Consider the following 26,992-nt stretch of genomic DNA (forward strand, 5'->3'; position numbering starts at 1 on the left):
TCTCTGAAAATAAGGAGCTTATACTAATAGAAAAGCGGAAGCGCTGAAGCTAGACATTTAGAAAGGGCGGATGCACCTTGTACACAATAAGTAAACAAGCCACTCCTTACCGAAAGATGAATATACCTTTCAGAATGGAATGGCTTAGATAAATATATAGCTTCACAAAACGATTTAATTGAGTGTAGCTTTTGCTTTTTCAATCGCTATTTTCACCATTTCGAAGCCTGTTCCTCCAGCACTCATCCGTTTTCTTACGGCTTCAAACGGATTAATAACTTCATACAGGTCTTCCTCGAACAGATCAGAAGATTTTTTGTATTGTTCAAATGGTAAATCTTTCAAATATATTCCTAATTGGATACATTCGTAAACAAGAGTACCAACTACTTCATGAGCTTCTCTGAACGGCATTCCTTTCGTTGAAAGATAATCCGCAAGTTCAGTAGCATTTGAGAAATCTTCTTTCGTTGCTTTTTCCATCTTGTCTTTATTTACTTTCATCGTATCAATCATACCAATAAAGATTTGCAGGCTGCCTTCAATTGTTTTAACTGTATCAAACATACCCTCTTTATCTTCTTGAAGATCTTTATTATAGGCTAATGGAAGGCCTTTTAAAATAGTAAGTAAAGACATCAAATTACCATAAACTCTTCCTGTTTTCCCTCTGATTAACTCAGCCATATCAGGATTCTTTTTCTGAGGCATGATGCTTGAGCCTGTTGCATATGTGTCATCGAGCTCAATGAATTGAAATTCCTGTGAGCACCATAAAATAATTTCCTCACAAAAACGAGATAAATGCATCATCAATAACGAGCTATTACTAAGAAATTCAATGATAAAGTCACGATCGCTAACACCATCAAGACTATTTTCGTAGATCCCATCAAATCCTAATTTTTGCGCTGTATACTCGCGGTCAATTGGAAAGGTTGTCCCAGCTAGAGCGGAACTCCCTAATGGAGATATGTTTATACGTTTTATTGACTCTTTAAATCTTTGTTTATCACGATCAAGCATCCAAAAATAAGCCATTAAGTGGTGAGCAAAAGAAATTGGTTGTGCTCTTTGAAGATGTGTATAGCCTGGTAAAATTGTTTCGACATGTGCTTCAGCCTTATTTACTAATGATTTTTGCAGACCTTCAATAAATTCAACAATCAATGCTACATGATTACGTAAATATAAATGCATATCTGTAGCAACCTGATCATTACGGCTTCTTCCTGTATGCAGCTTTCCGCCGACAGGGCCAATTTCATCAATTAACATCTTCTCAATATTTAAGTGAATATCCTCATAATTCACTGAAAATGTAAGTTCATTTTTCTTCGCTTTTTCTAAAAGCGTTTTTAAGCCATTGGTAATTTGACTAGCTTCTTCATTACTAATAATTCCACATTTACCTAGCATATCAACATGTGCAAGGCTGCCTGTGATGTCTTCCTCAACTAACTCCTGATCAAAATGGATGGATGCGCCGAACTCATCCACCCATTGTTCAGGGGTTTTTTGGAAGCGTCCACCCCAGAGTTTTTTCATACTTCCACCTTCTTATTTTTCACCATGCTGTTCACTTTCGTTGGTAGTCCGAATAATTCAATAAATCCGATTGCTGCATTGTGATCAAAAGCATCGTCTTTTGTATATGTCGCAAGCTTTTCGTCATATAAAGAGTACTCAGATTTTCTTCCTTCAACAATTGCATGCCCTTTAAATAGTTTCACACGAACTGTTCCAGTTACATATGTTTGTGTTTCTTTTAAGAAAGCATGTAATGCATTTTTTAATGGTGAGAACCAAAGACCATTATAAATAAGCTCTGCTAATTTTTGCTCAATTACTGGTTTGAAATGAGCCACTTCTTTTACTAATGTTAAGTCTTCAAGCTCTTTATGTGCTTTAATAAGTGTCATCGCACCAGGGCACTCATATACTTCACGTGATTTAATTCCAACAAGACGATTCTCAACGTGGTCAATACGTCCGACACCATGTTTACCTGCTATTTCGTTTAGCTTAAGAATTAACTCATGAAGTGGATAATCTTTGTCATTAATTTTCACTGGAACACCTTGTTCGAATTGAATTTCAATGATTTCCGCTACATCTGGTGTTTTTTCTAATGGAGCTGTTAATTCATATGCACCTTCTGGCGGCGCTGCCCATGGATCTTCTAAAACACCGCATTCATTACTTCTTCCCCATAAGTTTTGGTCAATGGAATATGGGCTGTCTAAATTAATAGGAATTGGAATACCATGTTTTGATGCGTATTCGATTTCCTCTTCACGTGACCAACCCCACTCTCTTACTGGAGCAAGTACTTCAAGATCTGGATTTAGTGCTTTAATGGATACTTCGAAACGAACTTGATCGTTTCCTTTTCCTGTACAGCCATGTGCAATCGCTACTGCATTCTCTTTTTCAGCAATTTCCACTAGTTTTTTCGCAATTAGTGGACGAGATAAAGCTGAAATTAATGGATATTTACCTTCGTATAACGTATGTGCTTGAAGAGCAACTAACGCAAAATCTTTTGCATATTCTTCTTTTGCATCAATCATATATGACTCAACTGCACCAACTTGAAGAGCTTTTTGTTGAACGAAAGCAGTATCTTTCCCTTCACCTACATCTAAACAACATGCAACAACTGCATAACCTTGTTCTTGTAACCATTTAATTGCAACAGAGGTATCTAATCCCCCAGAGTAAGCTAACACAACTTTTTTCATCTATATGTTCCTCCTTGAATGTATAAAAATTAATATATGTTTATAAAAATACAATTGCTATCTAGGTAACACTTTACAACTGTATCCCTATTTCGTCAATAGAAAAATGCATATTTTCTCATATTTTTTGTATAAAAATTAATCTTGATACAATATCATTTGTATTCAATAATAGAAGTTTTATTTAAACTATAGTAAAATGTGAAAAAAATAGTGATTTCGGGGGAATAAGTGTGAATAATTACTTTTCCTATGATCCAAGACTAAAAATAAGGTTACCCTTATTAAAGAAAGATTGGGAAATGTATAGTATTTCGTTTCAGAATAGTATCCTGGCTGAATGGGAGCAAATTCGCGGGTCTATACCTGATCGAATTAAGGAACTTGAGGAAGAAATAAATAAGAAACAAGCTGTACTTAATCAAGAAGAAAATTTCACTCATAGTTGTATATTAAATGAGGAAATTGCTAATCTTGCTTCAATCATTAATGATTTATGGATATGGTTTCGAATGACACAGGATATTACATCAGCAAAAAGTCACTCATAAAAAGCGAAGCACCTTGTTAGCTCTATTTTCTGAGCAAAACAAGGTGCTTTTATGTAAACATGTATAATAAATGCTTTATTCTTCACTTGTACCAAGACTACAAATCTTTTCTGATTTCTCTTACAATATGACCAAGCTCAGATAGAATGAGTTTTTCCATTGCTAATTTAACAGCCCCAGTCGATCCGGGCATGGCAAATATAGCCGTATTCATTGAGATACCTGCAATTGCTCTGCTTAATATTGCAGCAGAGCCAATATCTTCTTGATAGCTCAGCATTCTAAAAATCTCCCCAAACCCTGGTATCTCCTTCTCAATCAATGATTCAACCGCCTCGATTGTGACATCTCTTTTCGCAATACCAGTGCCGCCATTTGTAATGACAACATCAACATTACTTGTTTCACACCCTTTTAAAATAGAACTGCGGATAAGCGTTTTTTCATCTCTGACAATTTCGCAATCTACAACATTGTGTCCATTCTCTTCCAGCAGCCTTTTTATTAGTTGACCGCTTTTATCAGTTTCTTTATCACGAGTATCACTAATTGTAATAACTTTGCAGGAAACTGATTGAGGAGCTTCTAATTTATGTTCAATACTACTCATAAAACCCTCCTAAAATTAGTGTGATTTGTCATTAATAAACCTGTATTGATAATATTTATTAGCAAATTCAGTGATTCGACGAGTATGCTGATAATTCATACCTGCTCCGATCATCATGCTCACCAGTGGAAGTCCGGCTACGAGCTTTCTTTTGAAAAGTGATAAAACAGAGAGCTTTGCAACTTGTTTTACTATATACTCCAAGCTGTTTCTATTCGACAAGTCTTCTTTTCCTTCATAAAAGTAAAAAATGTCATCATCAGAATCAATTTCCTTTTTCAATTCATGCCATTGGTTATATTGCAAGTGTTTCGGCAATAGTGAAGCATGATAAACCTTTAACGATGTCATCATCTCATAAGGATTGTTGATTTCATATCCATAACACATTGACACCATTTGAATCGATCGTAAATTAAGAATCGTTTGTATGGGAATATCAATACCGGTTAATAGAATTCCGCCTGTTCCAGTTAAACCACCTTGTATAAATGAATAGAGTCGATGCTTTGATGTTTGGAGATCTGCTAAGTAATGAAGTTGATCGATATGAAGTTTATGTAAATCATTTATTTGAAAGATTTCTTCGTTCAATGCCTTTGCAGAAAGGAGGATTTGTTTTTTTGCATCTTGTTGAATCAATGAATTTTGAATAAATGAATGTAAATTAAAAAGACTAGCATCAAGCTTCTCAAAAAATATTTGTTTCATGGAGTCTGGGATTTCATCCAGCTTGCGTTTGATCCATCTATCAAAAGTCCGGCCTAAGTCTGTGCGAACATCATTTTGTAGTTCTTGCTCCCACAATGAAATTTCATTTAAAATAGTCTTTTGACGTACAGTCTTATTCATCCGGTTATCTCCTTAATTCAACTTTAAAAGTTGGATAGTAATGGTTGAATCTGGTTACCTTTATCTTAACACAAAATGCTATGACGAGATAATCATCCCTAATGTGTTCGAATCTAAATTTGAAGTAAACGATAGCACTTAAAGTTTTTAAATTGATTTTCACTGAATTTAGGATTACTCAAGCGAACCTTTATAAAAAAAACAGTCGACTTAATCGACTGTCTTTTCTAGTCCTTATTTAGCTAAGCGTACAACATCACGTGCAATCATTACTTCTTCATTTGTAGGAATAATTAAAACTTTTACAGGTGAATGTGGATAGCTGATAAATGTTTCTTGACCACGTACATTATTAAGAGTAGGGTCCCAATAAATTCCCATAAATTCTAAACCCTTTAATACTCTTTCACGGATTTCAATGCTATTTTCACCGATTCCGGCAGTGAAAATAATCGCATCGACACCTGACATTCTCGCTGCATAAGAACCAATATACTTATGGATACGGCTCGCAAATACTTCAAGGGCCATTTTCGCTCTTTCATTACCTTCTTTTTCTGCTTGGATATTATCACGTAAATCACTTGATATTCCTGATAAACCTAAAATTCCGCTCTTTTTGTTAAGTATATCTAATACTTCATCAGCAGACTTACCTGTTTTATCCATAATAAATGGAATTAAAGCAGGATCAATATTTCCGGAACGTGTACCCATCGCAACTCCTGCTAGAGGTGTGAATCCCATTGATGTATCAATCGATTTTCCACCTTCAATTGCCGCGATACTTGCACCATTACCTAAGTGACAAGAAATTAAGCGAAGATGTTCGATTGGTCTTCCTAAAATTTCAGCAGCACGTTCTGACACATATTTATGTGATGTTCCATGGAAACCGTATTTACGAATTCCAAATTTTTCATAATACTCATATGGTAAGCTATATAGAAATGATTGTTCAGGCATTGTTTGGTGGAATGCTGTGTCAAAAACAGCTACTGCCGGAACTTTTGGTAAAACCTCTTGGAACGCTTTTATACCTACTAAATTTGCAGGGTTGTGTAGTGGAGCTAATTCAGAAAGATCTTCAATTTGTTTTAACGTTTCTTCTGTTATGATGGCAGAATCATTAAAAATTTCCCCGCCATGTACAACACGGTGGCCAATTCCTTGAATTTCATCAAGTGATTGAATGATTCCCAAATCTGTTAATTTAGATAAAAGAATTTTTACTGCTACTGCGTGATCAGTGATATCACTCACTTCAGTTTGATTTTCGCCATTTACTGAAATTGTAAAGACAGAATCACCGATCCCAATTCTTTCTACTAATCCTTTTGTTAATACCTTCTCACTTGGCATATCAAAAAGTTGAAATTTTAATGATGAACTACCTGCATTAATTGCAATAATTTTTGCCATTTAGTTACTCTCCTTTTATACCGCTCTATATGATGTTTAATGTCAATAAACGAATCCATTTTGCTATAAATGTTAACATCCTTATTCTTCACAAAATGCTACCGATTATTATCTGCCTTTTTCATTTAAACACTGACTTTTAGACATTTCAAGAAGTTGATTAAAATGCAATCGTTTACAAACAAAAGTCTAACAATTCTCATAATTAAGCAGTTGTTTTAAGCGATTTTTAAACAAAAAAAATGAAGACATCACAGAATGATGTCTCCTAATTAAGAAATTTATCTTATTTTTTATGTTCGCGAAACCAATTGTCTATTTGCTTCATTATCGTATTCATTGCCTCTTTATTAGAGAATTTTGGTAAGTCAACAAGCAATGCTTGCTTTAATGGGTTTGTGTTTTCACCTTTCTTTTGCAAAATCAAGATGCTTTTTCCATGTTTTTCATCTTTAAAAAGAGAATATGGTAATTGAATAAATCCTTGAATAACAGCCATCTCTCGTAAATATTGATTAAGCTTTGGCGCTTCCTTCGTTTCAAATAATGAGTTAGGTACAATAAAAAATAAATAACCATTTTCTTTCGTGTGCTTAATGCTTTGCTCAATGAAAAGATGATGTGAATATGAGTGCCCTTCGTCAGCTTTTAGCATATATTTTGATGCTTCAACATCATTAGGATAATAGCCGACAGGTAAATCACATAAAACGATATCAACTGGATCTATTAATAAGCGTTCTAAGCTATCTTGATTAAAAAATTGAATTGGATGCTCTTGGAGATTTGAATTAATATAAGCTAGTTTAATAAGTAAATCATCTACATCAACACCATATGCATCAATATTCTCAATCGGTAAGTAATTTAATATCGTTGTAAGTAAATTTCCTGTACCCACTGCTGGATCTAATATCGAGATGTCCTTACGATTCCCTGCAAATTTACTTACTAAATACCCTAAGAACAATCCTATTGTATCAGGTGTCATTTGATGATTCGGATGTGCCCCTTCTTTTAACCCTTTTAATATTGACAACTGAAATGCTTTTCGAATCTCTTCTTTATCAAAAGATTTTATATTTATCGATTCGTATTTTCTTTTTAAACTCTTTTCAGCGATCTCACTCAGCTCTTCTTGTAAGATCGCACTATGGAACATATTTTCACCTGTTTCAGCAACTGCTTCTATGTAAGTATACTGACACTCTTTTGCAATAAGTTCAGCCGTTTCATTTATTACAGTAAATAAGTTCTCTATTTTAGAAATTGTTTTCATTCCATTATCCTCCTCACCGTCATACCACCATATATTTTAGACATCTACCCAAAAAAGCGCAAGTTCTTGGTCAGCTTCGTGATAATAACTTGATTAGGAAAATTTTCTTTATGATTGCTAAAAACTTTTATCAGTTAATATAATTCCACTTAATCTGTGACTTCTATTCTTTGATGCAAGTCAAGGCTAAATAATTCTATCAGAGCCAAAAAATCGATAATGCTCTGAATTATCTAAAGCGGAAACGAGGTAATCATTAAGGAACAGAAGAAATCTCAAACAAGCATGAGAGTTCTACTTGGTCCAGATTTATTTGACTACATGTCTTATTTATGCCCACATACAAAAAGACTGCCTAACTGGCAGTCTCCATTTTCAAATTGTATTTTTCTTATTATTGTGCTGTCTTTGCAGCTTCAATTGCAGCCTCATAGTTAGGATGATTTGTTCCTTCACTTACATATTCTACATACGTAACTTTATCATTAGCATCCACAACAAATACTGCACGAGCTAATAAACGTAATTCTTTCATGTGAACACCATATGCTTCACCAAATGAAAGATCTTTGTAGTCAGAAAGTGTTTTTACATTTTCTAGTCCATTTGCTGCACACCATCTTTTTTGTGCAAATGGTAAATCAACACTGATAGTTAATACCTCTACATTATTTAATTTAGAAGCGTCTTCATTGAATCGACGAGTTTGCGCATCACACACGCCAGTATCAATTGAAGGTACAACAGAAATAAGGCGAACTTTTCCTTTTGAATCTGCAAGTGTTACTGGTGACATATCGTTTGCTAGTACTGTAAAATCAGGTGCAGTGTCTCCTACTTTTACTTCATTTCCAACTAAAGTAATTGGGTTGTTTTTAAATGTAACTGATGCCATACCAAATTCCTCCTTTTAATTATGTACAGTGTAAATATAGCCTAGCTGTTAATAATTATCAATTATTATGATTTAAAATCGAAGAAAAGCCCAAAAGGCAGGTTACTGGCGGTAAATTTAATAAAGTCAGGAATCAAAGGTGTTTTCTCCTTAATTCCTAACAGATAAATTAGGGCTAGACACTGGGTCTGTCTTTACAATCTTTTCTGCAAAAAAAATTTAACTGCCTAGTTAGGCAGTTAAAAATCTAAATCCTGCTTTTGTTGGTTTTGAACATTTCCAGTTGCTGCAGAATTACTCTCTTTATTTTTTTTGAACATATTTTGGATTTTCTCAACTGTTTGCGGTGCAGCTTCTAATATTTTTTCATATAAATGCGTACTTTCATCTAAATGAAGCATTTTCACGCCTGTTGAAGAAACAATTAAAAAGGCTATTGGTGTAATGGAAACTCCACCACCGCTTCCACCACCGAAAGGAAGCTTTGGAGTCTTTTGAGAGTCGCCTTCTTCAGGACTTGTAGCATTAAATTCACTACCTCCCGCTGCAAACCCAAACCCTACTTTCGAAACAGTTAGGATCACACTTCCATCTGGTGTTTCAACTGGATCGCCAACAATCGTATTTACATCAATCATTTGTTTTAAATTTTCCATTGCTGTTTTCATTAATCCTTGAATTGGATGATCACTCATGTTATGTAGCCTCCTACTCTTTATTTAACCGGTCATGCTCATTACATACTAAAAATAGGTGTCTTAACAAAGTTAGTTTGTAAAAAATGAAAATGGGTTATTTTTTAACTTCGGACGTCCACCTTTCCAATATTTAATGAATCGAATACCTGCTAGCATAGCTTGCCCGATTCGAAACTGAATAATACATTGTAATTTTGTTTTTGAACAAAGCCTATTAAATTCAGGGGTAATGGTGACAACTGGAGTAATAAGTAATTTCATATACTGGCTGATGATACCTATGACACTTCCCTTAATTGCCCATGCTGCACCAGTTAATAATCCGGTGTGTGCTGCATCACCGATACCTAATTGTGAATGCCATTCTAATTTCTTTACTTTTACTTTCTTTAAAAAACGCTTCACAATTTTATGTAATCCAACAATATGTTGTGTAATCTCTTTTACATCGCTTAAACTATTCATTACTTCATCAGGTGTTACCTTTTCTTCCTTGTTCTTCCCCTTATTATGCTCACTGTCACTTCCTAGTTTCTGTTTTTGCTTAACAATAAGGTTAGGGCCGGTATCATCCACTTTCACAAATGGAATGTCGATGGTGTATCGTATTAACCCATACCAGGCTCGGAATTTTATTTTAAAGTGGTCATTATCACCACTATGATTTAAATCTAGCGTCACTGTTATTTTAGTAAGAATAATCATAATAAATAGGAATAATAAAAAAAGTAAAATTACGATAAACCAAAACATCGGCTTTCATCACATCCCTTCAATTTACCATTATCACCCTTATAAAAGTAAAATAAACATGCAACCTCTGTGTAAGTTTTTTTTGGCTCTTTTCTAAGAGATTGTTGCTGTTAAAACGAAAACTATTTAAAGTTGATTGGAGCAGATTGCGAGACTCATGCGGGAGCAGCGGGACAGGTGAGACTCATGCAGGGGTTTATGCTGAGGAGGCTCACCGCCCGCCCCGCTAAAAAGCGAGCATCCTCTCGCTGCAATCACCCCACAGCACTACTTGGAAAATAGCAACAAAGTTTGGGAAAACAGCCTTTTTTTAAGTCTTAGTCTATATGTTCTTAAATTCAAGGCTTTACTCAAAAATGAATAAAAAAAGCCTGCTGATCTATTCAGCAGACTTTACTTGATTGTGTTTCAATATATATAACTTTTCATGAATAACCTGTGTATCAGCAAAAATATCGTGAAGAGCTTGTTTTTTTGGGGTAAACGCGACAATGAGATAGCCAATCCAAATTGTTTTTGAAATGTAGCGTCCGATGAATTCTCTAAATAAAATTGTTCCCCAACTAATGTTTTCTTCTTTTATAGAAATTACTTTTATACCAAATATCATTTTACCTAGAGTTTGATTTAGATATTTTGTCATTAAGACAAAATAGGCGAAAAAGATAAGAGCTGTTGCGATTGAAACTGGTGAAAAAATAAACGATTTATTGTTATTTAAGCCCATTAATTCAAAGAGCGGATAAATTAAGATTCGATTGACACTGCTTACGACAAGTAAATCAATTAGATAAGCCCATAGACGAATCCAAAAACCTGCCAGTAAATGATTGTAATCATTTGACTTTATCTTTTCTACTTGATCATAAGCTGCTTCTGAATTCTCTACATTTTCAAAGGTAGCATCCACGATTTTGCCTCCTTATTCAGAATACAAGTACATAAGTCTTGGAGAGTTTGGTTGCGAAAGCATTTTATAAAGATTATTCAGTTCCATTTCCTCATTAAATACTTTACTAGCACCCATCGATAGGAATGAATCAAGACCTAATGATTCACCATACTCAACTACTTGTGCATTTTTTATCCCTAAATCTTTTTTCATAGCTGCAACTGTATCATCAAAATAACCTAACTCATCGATTAGTTTATTTTCCTTTGCTTGTCTACCATCATAAATACGTCCATCCGCTAATTTACGAACCTCTGCTTCTGGTAATGATCGACCTTCCATTATGACATTTACAAACCCGTTATATGAGTCATTTACCATTGTCTGAAGGATTTTTCTTTCATCTTCTGTCATCTCACGTGCCGGAGAGAAAATATCCTTGTATGGACCACTTTTAATTGTCTCAAATTTCACGCCAAACTCTTCAGCTAATTTACTATAATTAATTGATTGCATAATAACACCGAGAGACCCTGTCATCGTGTCTGGTGCTGCAAATATTTTGTCTGCTGGTGTAGCAATGTAATATCCGCCAGAGGCTGCAGTTGTTCCCATTGATACATAAAGAGGTTTTTTACTATTTTCTTTTAATTCAATCAGTTTTTTATGTATTTCTGCACTTTCAACAACACCGCCACCAGGTGAATTGACTCTAAGAATAACACCTTTGACATTTTTATCTTCCCCGGCCGCCTCAATCATATCTAAAAACGTTTGGTGATGATAGCCCGGAGAACTAAAGAAAGATGTAACATCTTCCCCAGTATCTTGAATGACTCCATTAATATTTAAAACTAGAATTTTATTATCAGGTGAACCTTCTTCCATAATTTCCTCCGTAAAAGAGGCATTTGCTGCAAAGGGATCTGAAAACATTTCACTGTTCTTAATAAACATCATAGTTGAACTAGTAATAATAGAAAACACAAATAAACAACTTGCTATTGCAATTGCTCCCCATCTTTTTCCATTCATTAACTCTTTCTCCTCCTTAATCTGGTGATTATTATGCTATGATTAACTTACTTATTACCATTTTTTATGTAAAGTGATAAACTAAACAACATAGAGTATTGTACCATTAACAAGGTAAAATGTGGAGGTATACTACCAATTATTACTAATAGGAGGAATCATCATGTCAGATCGTCGTAATGTTTACTTTTATTACAAAAAAGAGGAAGGCTTACTAGAAAAAATTAATTCTATTATAGAATTTGCAAAGAATCATGATTTTAATGTCGTGGAAGATCCTGCACTCGCAAATATTATTGTAAGCATAGGGGGCGATGGAGCGTTTTTACAAGCTGTTCGTAAAACAAACTTTCGATCAGATTGTTTGTATGCAGGAATTGGTATTGATGAGACGATAAGTTTGTATTGTGACTTCCATATTGACGATCAGGATAAAATGATAACTGCCATTACTGAATCACAAATTGAAGTTAGAAAGTATCCTGTTATAGAAGTTAAAATAGACGACTCTACTACATTTAAATGTTTAAATGAGTGTTCGATAAGATCAAGTATTATTAAAACATTTGTCATTGATGTTTTCATTGATGCGTTACATTTTGAAACATTTAGAGGCGATGGCATGTTAATCGCCACTCCAACAGGAAGTACAGCCTATAACAAATCAGTAAATGGTGCTGTTGTTGATCCAATGATTCCTTGTATTCAAGTAAGTGAAATAGCATCCTTAAATAATAATTTATATCGTACTTTAGGATCTTCCTTTATTTTAAGTGATAAACGAAAGTTACTTCTAAAAATTGTACAAGATGGTAACGACTACCCTATTATCGGTATGGATAATGAAGCATTAAGTATCCGAAATGTTAAACAGTTAGAATATACTCTATCTGACCAACCAATAAAAACGGTAAAATTAAAAGATAATTCTTATTGGGAGAAAGTGAAAAGAACATTTTTATAATAAGTTTTGAGGCACAAAGTGACTTAGATAAATATGACAATAAATGGAAACATGAACAAATTTAATTTAAGTACGTAAAAAACCAGGTGGGGAACACCTGGTTTTCTGTTTCATTAACCTAATTTTAATTCTTCCTCACGTTGGCGCAGCTCAATCCGGCGAATTTTCCCTGATGACGTTTTTGGCAGCTCCTCAATAAATTCAATTTCACGAGGATATTTATATGGAGCCGTTTGATTTTTTACATACTCTTGTAATAATGGAATGATTTCACGGTCTACATGTTTTGAATGATCTTTTAATACGATATAAGCCTTAACGATATTACCTCTAACTTTATCAGGGCTAGCAACAACTGCACATTCCTTTACTAAAGGATGCTTAACTAATGCATCTTCAACCTCAAATGGGCCAATTGTATAGCCAGAACTAATGATTATATCATCACTGCGCCCTTCAAACCAAAAGTAACCGTCTTTATCCATCTTAGCTCTGTCACCCGTTATATAGTAGTCGCCTCTATATTGTTTTGCTGTCCGTTCATGATCTTTATAGTATTCTTTAAATAAAGCAGGTGTATCTTTATGAACGGCAATGTCTCCTACCTCATCAATAGAACATGGCAGGCCTTCTTCATTTATAATGATTACATCATTTCCTGGTGTAGGCTTGCCCATTGAACCAGCTCGAATCTCCATATCCTTCATGACACCTACAAGCAGGGTATTTTCTGTCTGACCATATCCATCTCTGACTTTGACATCAAAATAATGCTGGAATGTTTCTATTACCTCACGATTGAGAGGTTCACCAGCTGAAACAGCACTATGTAAGGCTGAGAGTGAATAGTTCTCTAAGTTATCAACCTTAGCCATAATTCGATATTCTGTTGGTGTACAACATAACACATTTACTTTGTATTCATCTAAAAGCTGTAAGTATTTTTCAGGATTAAATTTCCCATTGTAGATAAGACCTGTTGCTCCAGAACCTAAAACAGATAGAAATGGACTCCAAATCCATTTTTGCCAGCCCGGACCTGCTGTGGCCCACACAACATCCTTTTCCTCGATGCTTAACCAATTTTTAGCGGCAGTTTTTAAATGAGCAAAAGCCCATCCATGTGTATGTACAACACCTTTTGGATTACCTGTTGTTCCTGAAGTATATGATAAAAAGGCCATACTGTCTGACTTTGTTTTTGCTATATCCATTTCTGTACTTTGTTTTGTCATCAGCTCTTCTAACGATAACCAATCAGCTTCAGATCCATTTACAACAATTTTGATTAGGTTTTCATATTCTCTAATCTCTTTAAATTCATTCGTGTAAAGCCCGTAACATATTACTGCTTTTACATCACCATGTGTTATTCGATACTGTATATCCTTAGTTCGTAACATCTCAGAGCTAGGAATAACTACTAAGCCTGCTTTCAATGCACCAAGATAAACAGCATATGCATCTATTAATCTAGGAATTATCACTAGAACCTTATCGCCAACCTCTAATCCCTGGTTTAGAAGAGCGTTTCCGATTCGATTTACTTTGTCTAATAAGGATCGGTAAGTAATCTCGCTTCTTTCTCCTTGCTCATTTTCCCATTTAAGAGCAATTCTTGTCGCATCTTTTGCATGCTTTTCTATCTCTTCTACAAGATTATAGTTTAATGGTGCAAGTAGTTCTTCTCTTACCATTTTTCCCCCTCCTTAATGTTTGTACTATCATTATAACCTAATTGTGAAATTTATTTAAATATCACAATTGAACAATGATTATATGTTCAGTTAAAAAGCTGCATATATTAGAAAAATGTTTTATTCATTATTTTATTCATGTCTAGCTTCACACTTGCTGGAAAGTTTCATTAATTACAACTTAGAACGTTATTACATACATGAAAAGAGCGGGGTTTCCCCCCGCTCTCGTAGCCATTCTTTTATGAAATTCATATTATTTGAAAGAACCACCCATTTGTTGTTGAGCGAAAGATACTAAACGTTTTGTGATTTCACCACCAACAGATCCGTTAGCGCGTGAAGTCGTTTCTGCTCCTAGGTTAACTCCAAATTCAGAAGCAATCTCGTATTTCATTTGATCGATTGCTTGTTGAGCACCAGGTACAACTAGTTGGTTACTGTTATTGTTTTGTGCCATGTGTATCACCTCCTTGTGAGTATAGAATGTGTAAATACACATGGCTTCATTCACTTTAACAATTAGTAAATTTTAGCAATTTCGATTTAAAATAAGCTGCTAAATTCATCTTTTTGTTCTTGTGAAACTTCAATTGATTCAATATTTTCTATCGCATCATTAATAAGTTCCTCAAAATCGACGAAACTTTCAAAACGCGATACTTTTTCAAGCTTTGGTTTTGTTTTCGGACTTGCTGGTGTGAAAATTGTACAGCAATCCTCATAAGGACGGATCGATATATCGTGCGTACCAATATTTTTGGATATAGCGATAATCTCAGTTTTATCCATCGTGATGAGTGGTCTAATGATCGGTGTATTCGTTACATCATTAATAGCAACCATACTTTCTAATGTTTGACTGGCAACTTGCCCAAGACTTTCACCAGTAATTAAAGCTAGAGCTTGCTTTTTTTCACGAAGTTTGTCTGCTATTTTTAGCATCATTCTTCTAGTCGATGTCATCGTATAATTTTCAGGTACTTGCTGTTGAATTTTTTCTTGTATTGCTGTAAATGGGACAATGTGAAGATTTATTTTCCCACCAAATGCAGTCAGCTCCCGTGTTAAATCAATAACCTTTTGTTTAGCACGCTCACTTGTGTATGGTGGACTAAAGAAGTGGATAATTTCTAACTCTACACCCCTTTTTAATGACAAATAACCAGCTACCGGACTGTCGATACCTCCAGATAGTAATAACATCCCTTTCCCACTGGAACCAACCGGCAGACCACCTGCCCCTTTATAATCAAAACAAGTGATGAATGTTGCCTCACTGCGAACCTCGACACGAACGTTAATTGTTGGATTTTTTACATCTACCGTTAAGCCTTCCGTATTGATGAGGATATGACTTCCAATTTGATAATTTAATTCATTCGTATCAAGAGGAAATTGTTTATTCGCTCTTTTTGCAGTTACTTTAAATGTATCATTTGGTTTATATAGCCCTTTAACAGCTTCTAATGCACTTTCTTTTATCTTTGATAAATCACTTTCACATTTAATAGCTAAACTAAATGATTGTATGCCGAATATGTGCTGTAACTTGTTAACGATTCCTTCATGATCCTCACCATGTAAATGAATATATAATCTATCACGTGTTCCCTCATATTCTAGGTTAGTGTATTCAGGTAGCACTACTTTTATATTTTGCTTTAATCTATCAACAAATTTTCTGCGATTACGTCCTTTAGTAGATATTTCCCCAAATCGAATTAATATGTGATCAAATTTCATTTTATTACCTCATTACCTTCATTAATTTTTCAATTCCCTTAGAAAGAGTGTCTATAAAAGTGAGAATCATCTCTTCATTGCTTTCATATGATAAACTTACTCTAATTGCACTTTTTGCAATATCTTGAGGTTTATTCATGGCAAGTAATGTTTGACTGTTTGTTTTACTTCTAGACGAACAAGCAGAGGTGGTTGAAACATATATATCGTGTTCACCTAAAAAGTGAATGAGTACTTCTGCTTTCACTGCAGGTACTGAAAAATTAATAATATGTGGTGCTGCGTTTTTTAACGGTGTATTTATAACAACACCTTCTATATTCATTAATTTTACTCTTAACTGCTTGTGAAGATTTTCTAAATGCTGCCCTCTTTTTGCTGCTTTCTCAGTTGCCATCCGAAGAGCTTTCGCTAATGCTACATTTCCTGCAAGACTCTCTGTCCCTGATCTCATCTGAAGCTCTTGTGAACCGCCCGAAAAAAGAGGAAGCAGATCAACTCCTGACCTCTTAAATAAAACCCCTGATCCATTTAATCCATGAAATTTATGGCCTGAAATGGTACATAGATCAATATTTGCATTTTTTAAATCTAGAGGGACTTTTGTTATTCCTTGCACATTGTCTACATGAAAAAGGATGTTCTGATTATTTTTTAACATTTGTCCAATCTCGGCAATAGGTTGAATCGTCCCCACTTCATTATTCACATGCATAATTGATATGAGGATTGTATCATCACGGATTGCTTTTTCCAAATGTTCAAGTGAAACGATACCTTCTCCGTTAACAGGTAAATATGTAACGTTAAAGCCATGGAATTCTTCAAGTTGTTTAAATGATTCTAAAACGGAAGGATGTTCAATTGATGATGTAATAATATGCCTTCCTTTATGTTTATTTGCTAGTGCAGCACCTTTAATTGCAAGGTTGTTTCCTTCAGTGCCCCCGGAAGTAAAAATAATTTCCCCTTGTTGTACACCTAAAAGGGTTGCCACTTGCTTTCTAGATTGATTTAGAAGCATTTCGGCTTCACTGCCAAGTTTATGTAATGAAGAAGGATTTGCAAAATAATCCTCTGTTACTTTTAAATACGTCGATAACACCTCTGGATAAGGTTTAGTTGTCGCACTATTATCTAAATACAACATGCCGTATTTCCTCTTCTCATATTGAATTCCGCAAAGATTCTACTCAGCACGAGCATACAAAATCCTTAGAGAAATAAAGTGATGTTAACCATTTATTCAAGAAATATTAGACAGAGCAGCTGTTACAAATTTGAAGTATACTCACTGTAACCGCACTGGCTGTATATCCTCTAGTCTAAGGTAATGTGCTTTGGCTAAATGACCAATACTAAGTAAAAAGAACTTCTGTTCTAGATGATGAACAATTCTTCTTCCATCATCATCAACATGTAATATTATCATAACAATGTACAAAATTAAAATATTACTATGCTCATTTTTTATTCTTGTAAAATGGTTATCGATTTAGTTCTTTATAGCTTTGATGAAGGACGTCTTCCTCGATGCTCACCATACTTTTGCCCTGCATAGCTTTGATGAAGAACGTCTTCCACGACGCTCGAACCTTTCTGGTCTTTTTAAGCCTGATAACAAAGCCTATTTCTTAAAATAAAAAACAGAATGACTAGATGAAATGATCCATGTATTAAGCTGTTTACTTAGCTACATGGGATTGATTTCACTAGATCATCCTGTATTTAATCGTTTTATTTAAGCTTTTGTTCATTTATGATTTCTTGTATTTTTGATAGCGAGCCAGGTTCAATTTGTTCAAGGGCTGCTGCTGCTGCTTCTAATGACTTCCTGTATTCATAATTTCTAAACAATTCCTCAGCTTCTCTAAACTTTGTGGCAAGTTGAGAATTTCGACTGCGATACCTATTGCCATATTGAATAACCTTTTCAACTAATGTGACTTGTTCAATTATTTCATCAGCATATTGTTTTAGAGATTCTACTGTTTGAACTGCATCTTCAAGCAATTGATTTACGACAATCATATTAAGTGGAATTTCATCTAATTTTAATGTTACTTTTTGAACTTCTATTCTTGCTTTGTCAATAAGCTCAACGAAATCAACAGGCAAACCAGGTATATTACTTTGATGAACCGCTCTACTTGCTTCTAATAATACTCTCTTTAAATTATTTAAACTCTCTCGTGCTTGTAGCTCGTCTTTTCTAAGAGTTTGAAGCATATCACGATATTCGTTATGATCGTCTAAAAGCTGAGAAATTTGCTTATCTATTTCTCCAAGTTCATCTTTAATAATCGAATGTGCAACATGGTCATTTTGTAAATTTTGATTGATATGCTCGAATTTCTTTACAATTTGTGACAGTTGTTTTTCAATTTGTTTTTGTCTATCAAGTTCAGTGTTAGACAATTGATAGCTTTGTTTGACGAGATTGGTTTCTTCGATCGTTGCTATATTCTGTTCAGATAGTTCAATCAATTTATGATTAATTGTTTCTTTCGCTTGCTTAACAAATTGATTTGACTCAACTTCTTTTTCTAATAGATCATAAATTGTATCAATTGATTCTTGTATGGCTTGCAAACTTTCCGCGACATCGTCAATCTCAGCATTTTCAAGTTGCTTCCGATATCCTTCTATTTGCTTGTTAATTTTGTCGATTTCTATTTCAACTTGAATATGTTCTAAATAATAGCCATTACCAACCATTTCTTTATAACCTTCTTCTAACTCATTTAGAAGGTTAGGTAATGTAATATTACATTCGGTGAGCAGTTTAGGGATGTCATTTGTTTTAACCTGAAGATGCTCAAGTTCCTTCTTCACTTTTAACAGTATCTCCCTAGCAGCTAAATAGTTTCCCTCTTCTGTTTCGGAATCAAATTGTTTAAGAACTTCTGAAACTTCAGCTAATTTCTCCTCTAATTTTCCATGTGCTTTGCCAAACTGATAACTGTGTGCTAGCAATGTTTTTTTCACTTTTTTGACTTGTTGCTTGATTTCTTCACTCTCTACCTTGTTTTTTTCCTCACTAGAAACTAGTTCATTTATTTCCTCGATGATTTTATCAATATTTTCATCAACTGTTGTCAAAACTTTTTCGATATGTCCAAGAACATTTCTAGCTTTTTTAAATCGATATTTATCAGAGTGATCCTCTGCATCAAAGAGGAGTTCCTCTACTTCAGGTAGCTGAGTTGTGATAATTTCATCCCATTCATTTCTCCATTGATCAAATAGTTCCTCTGCTTGGCCCACCATTTTTAATTCTTTAACTTTTGATAATTCATCAATTATCGACCGATTCATGATTTGAATTTTCCAAGCTTCTAACCGATCAACATCTTTATAGATTCTTCTTCTATAAATGTATCCCACACCAAACAGAATACATAGAAGGAGAATTAAACCAACTATTACTTCCATAATGAGCCCCCTCGTTGTTACACAAAATCCTCATGACAGGAAGAAAACTCCCTACTGATCAAAATTTCACAATATCATGCTGATAAGCGTTTTTCGAAAAATCTATGTAATAAGTATTGTTCATTTTTTAACATTATTTTTAATTATGCAAAACAAGTTTAAGCAAACGATTCTTTTTTCACCTGAGAAGAAAGAATCTTCTAAATTAAGTAATACTTTTTTCATGTTATTTTCAATGTATTTATGATACCATGTAAACGACAATTTTTGAGCAGAAATTTTATTTTTTTTACATTAAATGTCCAATTCCGATACTTAAAAGGTTTCTTACTTTTAAGTATCGGAAAAATTATAAAAACGGCCTGCCGCCATGTTTTTTGAAAGGATGATTTTTGATGGATAAAAAAGATGGACATATTCATACACCTTATTGTCCACATGGGACGAAGGATAAGCTTGAAGCATATATTGAGCAGGCAATGAAAGAAGAGTTTAACTGCATAACTTTCACTGAACATGCACCACTTCCCAAAACATTTACTGATCCCACTCCAATGAAAGATAGTGCAATGAAATTAGAGGATATTGAAGAATACATAAGGGACATTGAAGCATTAAAAGTTAAATATCGAAACAAAATCACGATAAATATTGGATTAGAAGTCGATTATATAAAGGATTATGAGGCTGAAACTAAGCAATTTTTAAACCAATATGGAAAGTTCTTAGATGATAGTATTCTTTCCGTTCATTTCCTTAAATTCAATCAATCATACTATTGTATGGATTATGATGAGAAAACGTTTGGGAAGATGATTGATATTGCTGGATCTATACAAAATCTTCATCTTTCTTATTATCAGGAAGTTTTACATTCGATTCATAGTAACTTGGGGAAATATAAGCCAAAGCGTATTGGCCACATTACTCTCGTAAATAAATTCCAAAAATTGTACCCTTCTCCTTTTTCAACAGAAGAATCTATTAAAGGGATTTTACAAGCTATAAAAGAAAAAGGTTTGGAAATTGATTATAATGTAGCCGGTTTACGAAAAGAGTTTTGTGGTGAAACATATCCAAGTGAATGGATTGCTAAAATGGCACGCCAACAAAAGATCCCTCTTATCTATGGTTCAGACGCCCATAGTGCAAGGGATGTTGGGAAGCATTACATATATTATGAGAGATTAGCGAATAGCTAATAGTTTTCCATCTAAGGAATGATTCTCGACCCGTAATGTGTTCAACCAAAATTTTAGCTCTTTATAATATTGATGGACAAAATAGGCTTCATGTGGTTGGATATGAAGTACTTCACTCATATATTGCGGTTGTAAATAGGGCATATGCAAAAGGCTTCTTAATTGTATGATCATATGTGATACAATCCCTTTACGATAATACCCTTCCTGAATCCCTTGATCAATGACTGACTTAATGAAGTATTTTTCTTTCGTTAAATAAGTTGTCATCACCTCTCGTATTAGTACTGAATCTAATGTGACTTCACGGTATACTAATCTTGAAAGTTGACGATTTTCGTGTTGATAATTTAAAATGTCCAAAATCATTTTACTTAATATATTGTGGGCATTTCCAAAATTAAGCTGAGAGTGGTTTTTTTCAATCACTTCCAAATAGCCTTCGTAATATTGTGAAATAAGGTATTCTAATAAGCCGCCTTTTCCTTTAAAATAGTAAGAGATATGAGCCACATTTACATTTGCTCGTGACGCTATTTCTCTTACAGATGTACCGTTATACCCCTTTGAATTAAACAAGTACATTGCAGCATGAAGTATTTTTTGTTTTGTGTCTCGTAAGGATTGTTGAGTCATATGATTCACCTCCTTTTTTCATATATTTATACATTCCATTGATATTAGGAAGATTCCTTTATCTTTCGCTCGACAAAGTTCTTTTGGACTTTGTTAATTCTTCTCAAAAGGTAGGTTTTTACGATGTTTCATGTCGAAAAATATAATGGCAATAAAGTTGAACAATATCAATTAGTTATTAAACAGCTACAAGCATTGCTTGAAGGTGAAAATGATCAAACAGCAAATTTAGCAAATGCTTCCGCTTTATTAAATCAATTTTTAAATGATATTAATTGGGTAGGCTTCTATCTTTTAAAGAAAAACCAATTAGTACTAGGGCCATTTCAAGGTTTACCTGCTTGTGTGCGTATACCATTAGGAAGAGGTGTATGCGGCACAGCAGCAGCTAATCAAAAAACAGAACGAATAGCAGATGTACATCAATTTCCAGGTCATATAGCATGTGATGCTGCTTCTAATTCTGAAATTGTCATCCCACTCGTAAAAGAGGATCAACTAATTGGAGTATTAGACATTGATAGTCCTAGTAAAAATAGATTTGATGAGCTTGATCAAACTTATTTAGAAGAGTTTGTCAAAGTGCTAATCCAATATATTTAAACCATAATAAAAGTGAGCTGATTAACTTTCAGCTCACTTTTTTATGTAACTTCTTCTTGTATAATAACTTGATTTTTCCCCATGTTTTTAGCAATATATAACGCTTTATCTGCTCTACTAAATAGTTTATTTGCGTTTTCATGGTTTTTAGCATTCCAGTAAGAAACTCCACAGGAAATCGTAATAACTGGACTTGTATTTTCTCTTACACACTTAACAATTCTCTCCGCTATAATAATCCCCGTTTTAAGGTCTACTTGGGGCAAATAAACAGAAATCTCTTCTCCACCCCAACGGGCGGCAACGTCATCCTCACGAATATTATTTTTAATAATATTCGCAACTTGAACAAGAACTTCATCACCAGTTTGATGGCCATATGTGTCATTAATTCTTTTAAAATCATCAATATCAATTAACACGAAGGTACCTTGCCGATCCTTATTTATCGATTGCTCAATACGTTCATTAAAATAGCTTCGCGAGAATAATTGTGTTAAATGATCTGTTTTGACTAATGTTTCTAACTCCTCACGTAACAAAGAGTTTGTTAGTGCGAGCGTGGTATGATGTATTAATGATTGAAGCAATTTAAACATATCGAAGGAAAAATGATAAGGTTCTTTATGAAGAACCAATGCACATCCTTTTAGGTTGTTGCTTTGAACCATTGGAACAGCCATTACTGATGAATATGTTGCATCATGTATATATGATTTTATATCACCAATAAATAGACCTTCTAAATCCTTTTCAATTTTTTCACGTAAATATTCAATATATACATTAATTTCTTCTGTGCTAAAGAATTTTGTACTTCCTGGAAAGAATTGAATCATCCCGTATTGATTAATATAGAAAAATCCAACTTCTTCAGCATCGAATGAATCCATTATTTTAGAAGATAGATATGTCATTGTATCTGTAAATTTTAAGTTTTTATTTAATCGATGTGATATTTCATTAATTAATTGTAAATCTTTTATTAATCTTTTAGACTGTTCATACAATTGAGCATTTTCCAATGCTGTTCCAGCTGCATTTGCAAGCATTGTTATGTAACCTTTATTTTCCTCATCAAGTTCAGTGTTGTGATTAATAACCACCTGGAGAACACCATACACACCTTGTTTTCCTTTTATAGGAAAATAAAACAAGGTTTGCAGATTCTTTTTATCAAAAGAAAGCTGGACGTTTCCGGTAACAAAGGCTTCCATTGCTATTTCATTTCCTTCTTGATCATCAAAACCTAAGTCTTTTATCGGTAAATCCCCTTGATTATCATTGTCATGTGATAAAAATAAGTAGAAAAGATAATCAGAATACATGGTTTTTAATGTTGTTATTAGCTCTGCAAGCACATGATCTTTATTCATAAGCGAATGGAATTTTTCAGTCAAAAGATATAGCTGTTCAAATTTTCTTCCTTTTTGTGTAATTAGCAAAAATTGTGAAATACACGCGTGAAAAAATGTACAAGCTTTCACTATTTCATCTAAAGAAGCACTAGGAAAGCGACTTCTATCTAATCCTTTTAGCTCGATCAAAGCAAAAATCGTTTCATTTTGAAATAATGGTATGTAATCAAATTCTCCAAAAGAAGATAATTTTCCTTCATGAAGGTCCTGTGGCAAAGACTTAATTGGACACCTTTCATTAAAAGGTGTAAGGTAATCTAATTGCTTGTTATATGTATAAAAAACTGCATGGCTAATATTCAGCCCACTTTTTAGAACATCTATAAGCTTTTCAATTATTTCGTTAATTGAATATCGGTATAGTTGATTACTTAACAATTCATAAAGTTTACTTTTAACCACACTATCAACTGATTGACCACCCATTTTTTCACCCACTATTAAATGACAAAATCCTTATAACATTATATCATAAAACCTACTTTTTGAGAGAAACTATAAGAGTTTTCTTACTATTAATAAATAAATCAATCAATAAATAAAAAACACTAACCATCTTGACATTATACATATTAAAACATATAATGTTCGTTGTGTATAAAATATGCAGCCTATTGATGTAGCAGTTTTGATTTCATTTTGTTCCCCTTAATGCTAGGAGGTGTATCGAGTAACTCTATGCTGCTGGAGCGAGGATACATGAAAACAAAATGTGCATAATTGTCCAATCAGTTTGGTTTTTATTTTATGCAAAATAAAAACATAAAGGAGGAGTTAGCATGGCTCGTTATACAGGCTCAAGCTGGAAACTCTCTCGTCGTTTAGGTATTTCATTAAGTGGTACAGGTAAAGAATTAGAAAAGCGTCCTTACGCTCCAGGACAACATGGTCCAGGACAACGTAAAAAGCTTTCTGAGTACGGTTTACAATTACAAGAGAAGCAAAAACTTCGTCATATGTATGGTGTAAATGAGCGCCAATTCCGTAATCTATTTGATAAAGCTGGCAAAATCGCTGGTAAACATGGTGAGAACTTCATGGTTCTTCTTGAATCACGTCTTGACAATGTTGTTTACCGTTTAGGTTTAGCGCGTACTCGCCGTCAAGCTCGTCAAATCGTTAACCATGGTCATATTCTTGTTGATGGTGGACGTGTAGATATCCCATCATACCAAGTAAAACCAGGTCAAACAATTACTTTACGTGAAAAATCTCGCAACCTTGACATCGTTAAGGAAGCAATCGAAGTAAACAACTTCGTACCTGATTACCTAACTTTCGACGCAGATAAATTAGAAGGTACTTTCACTCGTTTACCAGAACGTTCTGAATTACCTGCTGAAATTAACGAAGCTCTTATCGTTGAGTTCTACTCACGTTAATAAAAAAAGTCCTGGCCTTATGGCTAGGATTTTTTTTGTTATAGAGAGTTTATAAAAAAAGAAAATCGATATTGGTTAAGCAGTCCCGATTTTGTCGATCGCAATTACGTTCTGGTCAAACCTTATTGTGGTTTTAGCACTTAAAACATTGTTATCTCACTAATTATTGATTTTATTAATAGGAAAACACTCGCATATACATTAAAAAACGTCATTGTGACAATTGATATTGTCACTGTGTTGTATAGTATTTTCATAGAAGTGTCATTTTCTGTTACTATTACAATATGGGATAGTGAAATGATTAGTTAGCGAAGTATTCTCAAAAATATACATACTGGAATGTGGTAAGGTGCCTGAGGTAAAGAAAGGAGACATTTAATTTTAATATGACAACTTCAGAAAAAAATTTAAAGACCTGCAATAAAGGTCATAAATATTATAAAAGCAGTGATTGTCCAACCTGTCCGACTTGTGAGCAAAAACGCAAGCCTGAAAATGGATTTCTTTCATTACTCTCTGCACCAGCAAGACGAGCATTGGAACACAACGGAATAACTTCTTTACACCTGTTATCAACATATAGTGAGAAAGAGATTTTGAAACTTCACGGTATGGGACCAGCATTTTTACCTAAACTTAGGACTGCTTTGAAAGAAAATGGATTATCATTCAAATCTTAAACACTAAGACAGATTAACCATTATTGAAAACATAAAAGTAAAAAGCTTGGATATTATATCCAAGCTTTTTACTTTTATATACTAATGGATTGTTTTGGCATATGCTATTTTGCATTTTCTCGACTGCACAAAACAACTTATTTTGTTGTTCTGGAATTTGCATGTATTCCCTGAAATTAGAATCGAATTAGAAAATACTTCTTCTTCCCTCTTCGAATTACCGTAAACTGTCCATCAATTTTATCTTGATTAGCAATCACTTTTTCTAAATCTTGAACACGTTCACCATTTATATAAATGGCACCATTTGTAATATCTTCACGTGCTTGACGTTTTGATGGTGCAATTTTCGCCTGAATAAGGAGATCAATTAAGCCAATTTCAGCCTCTTCAATTTTTGTAGACGGTACATCTTTAAAGCCCTCTAATATTTCATTGCCAGTTAGTTCTTTAATATCTCCACTAAAAAGTGCAGCTGTAATCTTAATTGCTTGTTGCAAAGATTCTTCCCCATGAACTAGTTTTGTCATTTCTTCTGCAAGTGCTTTTTGAGCTAAGCGTTTTTCTGGAGCAGAACTCACTTCTTGTTCAAATTGCTCAATTTCCTGTTGTGATAAGAATGTAAAATATTTCAAATATTTAATTACATCGCGATCATCCGTATTAATCCAGAATTGGTAGAACTCATATGGCGATGTTTTGTCACGATCTAACCAAATCGCACCACCCTCTGTTTTACCAAATTTCGTACCATCTGCTTTTGTAACGAGCGGGATCGTTAATCCATAAGCCTTTGAATTTTCTTCAGATTTACGAATTAGCTCTAATCCAGATGTAATATTTCCCCACTGATCACTTCCACCAATTTGCAATTTACATCCATTATTTTGATAAAGTTTAAGAAAGTCAAATGATTGTAAAATCATATAACTAAATTCGGTAAATGAGATTCCAGAGTCAATACGTGTTTTAACTGAGTCTTTCGCTAGCATGTAATTGATACCGAAGTTTTTTCCAACATCACGCAGGAAAGAAATGACATCAAGGCTGCCAATCCAATCAAAGTTGTTTGCTATGATTGCAGGATTCACTTCCGCATCAAAATCAAGAAATCTTGATAATTGTCCCTTAATACGATTAGACCATTCTTGTACAATATCAGCTGTATTCAGTGTACGTTCTGCTTTTTTACCACTTGGATCACCTATTAGTCCAGTTGCACCTCCAACAAGAGCGATTGGGTGATGGCCATGCAGTTGGAATCTTTTAAGTGTTAAGATTGGCAATAAATGACCAATATGAAGACTATCTGCCGTTGGGTCAAAGCCTGCATATAACTTTATTTTTTCTTCCTCAAGTATTTTCGTCAAACCTTCTTCATCTGTTACTTGATTTACAAGACCTCTAAATTGTAAATCATTTAATAATTCACTCATCCTTTTATCTCCTTTTTTTGTATTAACGTTCAGTAGGAAAAATGAACAACAAAAAGCCC

General features: G+C 34.0%; 25 protein-coding genes. 6 read left to right on the forward strand and 19 right to left on the reverse strand.

The features are described from left to right. Positions 1-174: 174 nt before the first annotated feature. Positions 175-1,548 (reverse strand): argininosuccinate lyase, encoded by a 1,374-nt coding sequence (gene argH, locus GMB29_RS20960; protein ID WP_136352032.1) that lies wholly within the window; start codon positions 1,546-1,548, stop codon positions 175-177. Beyond that, entirely contained in the window at positions 1,545-2,744 is a 1,200-nt protein-coding gene (locus tag GMB29_RS20965; RefSeq protein ID WP_136352033.1) for an argininosuccinate synthase, read from the reverse strand. Before GMB29_RS20965 ends, argH begins: the two co-directional genes overlap by 4 nt. A 233-nt stretch (positions 2,745-2,977) precedes the next feature. Here GMB29_RS20965 and GMB29_RS20970 point away from each other — a divergent pair, with 233 nt between their 5' ends. Then, a complete protein-coding gene (locus GMB29_RS20970; RefSeq protein ID WP_136352034.1) occupies positions 2,978-3,295 on the forward strand; it encodes a hypothetical protein in 318 nt (105 codons plus the stop codon). Between the two features lie 97 nt (positions 3,296-3,392). Here GMB29_RS20970 and GMB29_RS20975 read toward each other — a convergent pair whose 3' ends face one another. The 9 genes from GMB29_RS20975 to sppA all read right to left on the reverse strand — a co-directional run bounded on the left by GMB29_RS20975 (position 3,393) and on the right by sppA (position 11,731). Continuing rightward, on the reverse strand, positions 3,393-3,905 hold the full coding sequence (locus tag GMB29_RS20975; protein ID WP_136352035.1) for a MogA/MoaB family molybdenum cofactor biosynthesis protein: 513 nt from the start codon (positions 3,903-3,905) through the stop codon (positions 3,393-3,395). A gap of 15 nt (positions 3,906-3,920) precedes the next feature. Continuing rightward, positions 3,921-4,757, reverse strand: coding sequence for an EcsC family protein (locus tag GMB29_RS20980; RefSeq protein WP_136352036.1), 837 nt, complete (start codon positions 4,755-4,757; stop codon positions 3,921-3,923). Positions 4,758-4,991: 234 nt separating this feature from the next. Then, positions 4,992-6,179: an acetate kinase gene (locus GMB29_RS20985; protein ID WP_136352037.1), complete on the reverse strand. Its 1,188-nt coding sequence runs from the start codon at positions 6,177-6,179 to the stop codon at positions 4,992-4,994. Positions 6,180-6,465: 286 nt separating this feature from the next. Continuing rightward, complete coding sequence (locus tag GMB29_RS20990; protein WP_136352038.1) at positions 6,466-7,458, reverse strand: class I SAM-dependent methyltransferase; 993 nt, start codon at positions 7,456-7,458, stop codon at positions 6,466-6,468. Between the two features lie 394 nt (positions 7,459-7,852). Then, a complete protein-coding gene (gene tpx / locus GMB29_RS20995) occupies positions 7,853-8,353 on the reverse strand; it encodes a thiol peroxidase (protein ID WP_136352039.1) in 501 nt (166 codons plus the stop codon). Positions 8,354-8,592: 239 nt separating this feature from the next. Then, positions 8,593-9,048 (reverse strand): GerW family sporulation protein, encoded by a 456-nt coding sequence (ytfJ, locus tag GMB29_RS21000; RefSeq protein WP_136352040.1) that lies wholly within the window; start codon positions 9,046-9,048, stop codon positions 8,593-8,595. Positions 9,049-9,120: 72 nt separating this feature from the next. Next, the gene (locus tag GMB29_RS21005; protein ID WP_136352041.1) at positions 9,121-9,804 is read right to left on the reverse strand and encodes a DUF2953 domain-containing protein; all 684 of its coding nucleotides are present in this window, start codon (positions 9,802-9,804) and stop codon (positions 9,121-9,123) included. Between the two features lie 379 nt (positions 9,805-10,183). After that, positions 10,184-10,714, reverse strand: a complete 531-nt coding sequence (locus tag GMB29_RS21010; RefSeq protein WP_136352042.1) for an RDD family protein — start codon at positions 10,712-10,714, stop codon at positions 10,184-10,186. A 12-nt stretch (positions 10,715-10,726) separates the two neighbouring features. Next, positions 10,727-11,731 carry a signal peptide peptidase SppA gene (gene sppA, locus GMB29_RS21015; RefSeq protein WP_136352043.1) on the reverse strand — a complete coding sequence of 335 codons (1,005 nt, stop codon included), beginning with the start codon at positions 11,729-11,731 and terminating at the stop codon, positions 10,727-10,729. 163 nt (positions 11,732-11,894) lie between these two features. On the opposite strand from sppA, the gene GMB29_RS21020 reads away from it, so the two are divergent. Further along, on the forward strand, positions 11,895-12,695 hold the full coding sequence (locus GMB29_RS21020; protein WP_136352044.1) for an NAD kinase: 801 nt from the start codon (positions 11,895-11,897) through the stop codon (positions 12,693-12,695). Between the two features lie 113 nt (positions 12,696-12,808). Here GMB29_RS21020 and mbcS read toward each other — a convergent pair whose 3' ends face one another. The 5 genes from mbcS to ezrA form a co-directional block, all read right to left on the reverse strand. After that, positions 12,809-14,392 carry an acyl-CoA synthetase MbcS gene (gene mbcS, locus GMB29_RS21025; RefSeq protein WP_136352045.1) on the reverse strand — a complete coding sequence of 528 codons (1,584 nt, stop codon included), beginning with the start codon at positions 14,390-14,392 and terminating at the stop codon, positions 12,809-12,811. A gap of 256 nt (positions 14,393-14,648) precedes the next feature. Further along, entirely contained in the window at positions 14,649-14,852 is a 204-nt protein-coding gene (locus GMB29_RS21030; protein ID WP_136352046.1) for an alpha/beta-type small acid-soluble spore protein, read from the reverse strand. 86 nt (positions 14,853-14,938) lie between these two features. Further along, positions 14,939-16,138 (reverse strand): tRNA uracil 4-sulfurtransferase ThiI, encoded by a 1,200-nt coding sequence (gene thiI / locus GMB29_RS21035; RefSeq protein ID WP_136352047.1) that lies wholly within the window; start codon positions 16,136-16,138, stop codon positions 14,939-14,941. A 4-nt stretch (positions 16,139-16,142) separates the two neighbouring features. Next, the gene (locus GMB29_RS21040; protein WP_136352048.1) at positions 16,143-17,288 is read right to left on the reverse strand and encodes a cysteine desulfurase family protein; all 1,146 of its coding nucleotides are present in this window, start codon (positions 17,286-17,288) and stop codon (positions 16,143-16,145) included. Between the two features lie 587 nt (positions 17,289-17,875). Then, positions 17,876-19,573 (reverse strand): septation ring formation regulator EzrA, encoded by a 1,698-nt coding sequence (gene ezrA, locus GMB29_RS21045; RefSeq protein WP_136352049.1) that lies wholly within the window; start codon positions 19,571-19,573, stop codon positions 17,876-17,878. Between the two features lie 395 nt (positions 19,574-19,968). Here ezrA and hisJ point away from each other — a divergent pair, with 395 nt between their 5' ends. Further along, positions 19,969-20,775 (forward strand): histidinol-phosphatase HisJ, encoded by an 807-nt coding sequence (hisJ, locus tag GMB29_RS21050; protein WP_136352050.1) that lies wholly within the window; start codon positions 19,969-19,971, stop codon positions 20,773-20,775. Here the strand turns inward: hisJ and refZ are convergent. Continuing rightward, entirely contained in the window at positions 20,761-21,411 is a 651-nt protein-coding gene (refZ, locus tag GMB29_RS21055) for a forespore capture DNA-binding protein RefZ (RefSeq protein WP_136352051.1), read from the reverse strand. The two genes, hisJ and refZ, sit on opposite strands and share 15 nt — an antisense overlap. A 123-nt stretch (positions 21,412-21,534) precedes the next feature. Here refZ and GMB29_RS21060 point away from each other — a divergent pair, with 123 nt between their 5' ends. Further along, a complete protein-coding gene (locus GMB29_RS21060; RefSeq protein WP_136352052.1) occupies positions 21,535-22,014 on the forward strand; it encodes a GAF domain-containing protein in 480 nt (159 codons plus the stop codon). Between the two features lie 41 nt (positions 22,015-22,055). Here the strand turns inward: GMB29_RS21060 and GMB29_RS21065 are convergent, their stop codons facing one another. Then, a complete protein-coding gene (locus tag GMB29_RS21065) occupies positions 22,056-23,858 on the reverse strand; it encodes a sensor domain-containing diguanylate cyclase (protein WP_155443929.1) in 1,803 nt (600 codons plus the stop codon). A gap of 353 nt (positions 23,859-24,211) precedes the next feature. Between GMB29_RS21065 and rpsD the strand changes: the two genes are divergently transcribed. Then, positions 24,212-24,814: a 30S ribosomal protein S4 gene (rpsD, locus tag GMB29_RS21070; protein WP_136352054.1), complete on the forward strand. Its 603-nt coding sequence runs from the start codon at positions 24,212-24,214 to the stop codon at positions 24,812-24,814. Between the two features lie 389 nt (positions 24,815-25,203). Next, positions 25,204-25,497, forward strand: coding sequence for an RNA polymerase alpha subunit C-terminal domain-containing protein (locus tag GMB29_RS21075; protein ID WP_136352055.1), 294 nt, complete (start codon positions 25,204-25,206; stop codon positions 25,495-25,497). A gap of 176 nt (positions 25,498-25,673) precedes the next feature. Here GMB29_RS21075 and tyrS read toward each other — a convergent pair whose 3' ends face one another. Next, entirely contained in the window at positions 25,674-26,933 is a 1,260-nt protein-coding gene (gene tyrS / locus GMB29_RS21080; protein ID WP_136352056.1) for a tyrosine--tRNA ligase, read from the reverse strand. Between the last annotated feature and the right edge of the window lie 59 nt (positions 26,934-26,992).

It is taken from the genome of Metabacillus sediminilitoris, assembly GCF_009720625.1.
GTDB classification, from domain to species: domain Bacteria; phylum Bacillota; class Bacilli; order Bacillales; family Bacillaceae; genus Metabacillus; species Metabacillus sediminilitoris.

Excerpts from the sequence above, each read along its gene's own strand:
- argH (WP_136352032.1), bottom strand. The coding sequence starts at position 1,548 with ATGAAAAAACTCTGGGGTGGACGCTTCCAAAAAACCCCTGAACAATGG.
- GMB29_RS20965 (WP_136352033.1), bottom strand. The coding sequence starts at position 2,744 with ATGAAAAAAGTTGTGTTAGCTTACTCTGGGGGATTAGATACCTCTGTT.
- GMB29_RS20975 (WP_136352035.1), bottom strand. The coding sequence starts at position 3,905 with ATGAGTAGTATTGAACATAAATTAGAAGCTCCTCAATCAGTTTCCTGC.
- GMB29_RS20980 (WP_136352036.1), bottom strand. The coding sequence starts at position 4,757 with ATGAATAAGACTGTACGTCAAAAGACTATTTTAAATGAAATTTCATTG.
- GMB29_RS20985 (WP_136352037.1), bottom strand. The coding sequence starts at position 6,179 with ATGGCAAAAATTATTGCAATTAATGCAGGTAGTTCATCATTAAAATTT.
- GMB29_RS20990 (WP_136352038.1), bottom strand. The coding sequence starts at position 7,458 with ATGAAAACAATTTCTAAAATAGAGAACTTATTTACTGTAATAAATGAA.
- tpx (WP_136352039.1), bottom strand. The coding sequence starts at position 8,353 with ATGGCATCAGTTACATTTAAAAACAACCCAATTACTTTAGTTGGAAAT.
- ytfJ (WP_136352040.1), bottom strand. The coding sequence starts at position 9,048 with ATGAGTGATCATCCAATTCAAGGATTAATGAAAACAGCAATGGAAAAT.
- GMB29_RS21005 (WP_136352041.1), bottom strand. The coding sequence starts at position 9,804 with ATGTTTTGGTTTATCGTAATTTTACTTTTTTTATTATTCCTATTTATT.
- sppA (WP_136352043.1), bottom strand. The coding sequence starts at position 11,731 with ATGAATGGAAAAAGATGGGGAGCAATTGCAATAGCAAGTTGTTTATTT.
- GMB29_RS21020 (WP_136352044.1), top strand. The coding sequence starts at position 11,895 with ATGTCAGATCGTCGTAATGTTTACTTTTATTACAAAAAAGAGGAAGGC.
- mbcS (WP_136352045.1), bottom strand. The coding sequence starts at position 14,392 with ATGGTAAGAGAAGAACTACTTGCACCATTAAACTATAATCTTGTAGAA.
- GMB29_RS21030 (WP_136352046.1), bottom strand. The coding sequence starts at position 14,852 with ATGGCACAAAACAATAACAGTAACCAACTAGTTGTACCTGGTGCTCAA.
- thiI (WP_136352047.1), bottom strand. The coding sequence starts at position 16,138 with ATGAAATTTGATCACATATTAATTCGATTTGGGGAAATATCTACTAAA.
- GMB29_RS21040 (WP_136352048.1), bottom strand. The coding sequence starts at position 17,288 with ATGTTGTATTTAGATAATAGTGCGACAACTAAACCTTATCCAGAGGTG.
- ezrA (WP_136352049.1), bottom strand. The coding sequence starts at position 19,573 with ATGGAAGTAATAGTTGGTTTAATTCTCCTTCTATGTATTCTGTTTGGT.
- hisJ (WP_136352050.1), top strand. The coding sequence starts at position 19,969 with ATGGATAAAAAAGATGGACATATTCATACACCTTATTGTCCACATGGG.
- refZ (WP_136352051.1), bottom strand. The coding sequence starts at position 21,411 with ATGACTCAACAATCCTTACGAGACACAAAACAAAAAATACTTCATGCT.
- GMB29_RS21060 (WP_136352052.1), top strand. The coding sequence starts at position 21,535 with ATGTTTCATGTCGAAAAATATAATGGCAATAAAGTTGAACAATATCAA.
- GMB29_RS21065 (WP_155443929.1), bottom strand. The coding sequence starts at position 23,858 with ATGGGTGGTCAATCAGTTGATAGTGTGGTTAAAAGTAAACTTTATGAA.
- rpsD (WP_136352054.1), top strand. The coding sequence starts at position 24,212 with ATGGCTCGTTATACAGGCTCAAGCTGGAAACTCTCTCGTCGTTTAGGT.
- GMB29_RS21075 (WP_136352055.1), top strand. The coding sequence starts at position 25,204 with ATGACAACTTCAGAAAAAAATTTAAAGACCTGCAATAAAGGTCATAAA.
- tyrS (WP_136352056.1), bottom strand. The coding sequence starts at position 26,933 with ATGAGTGAATTATTAAATGATTTACAATTTAGAGGTCTTGTAAATCAA.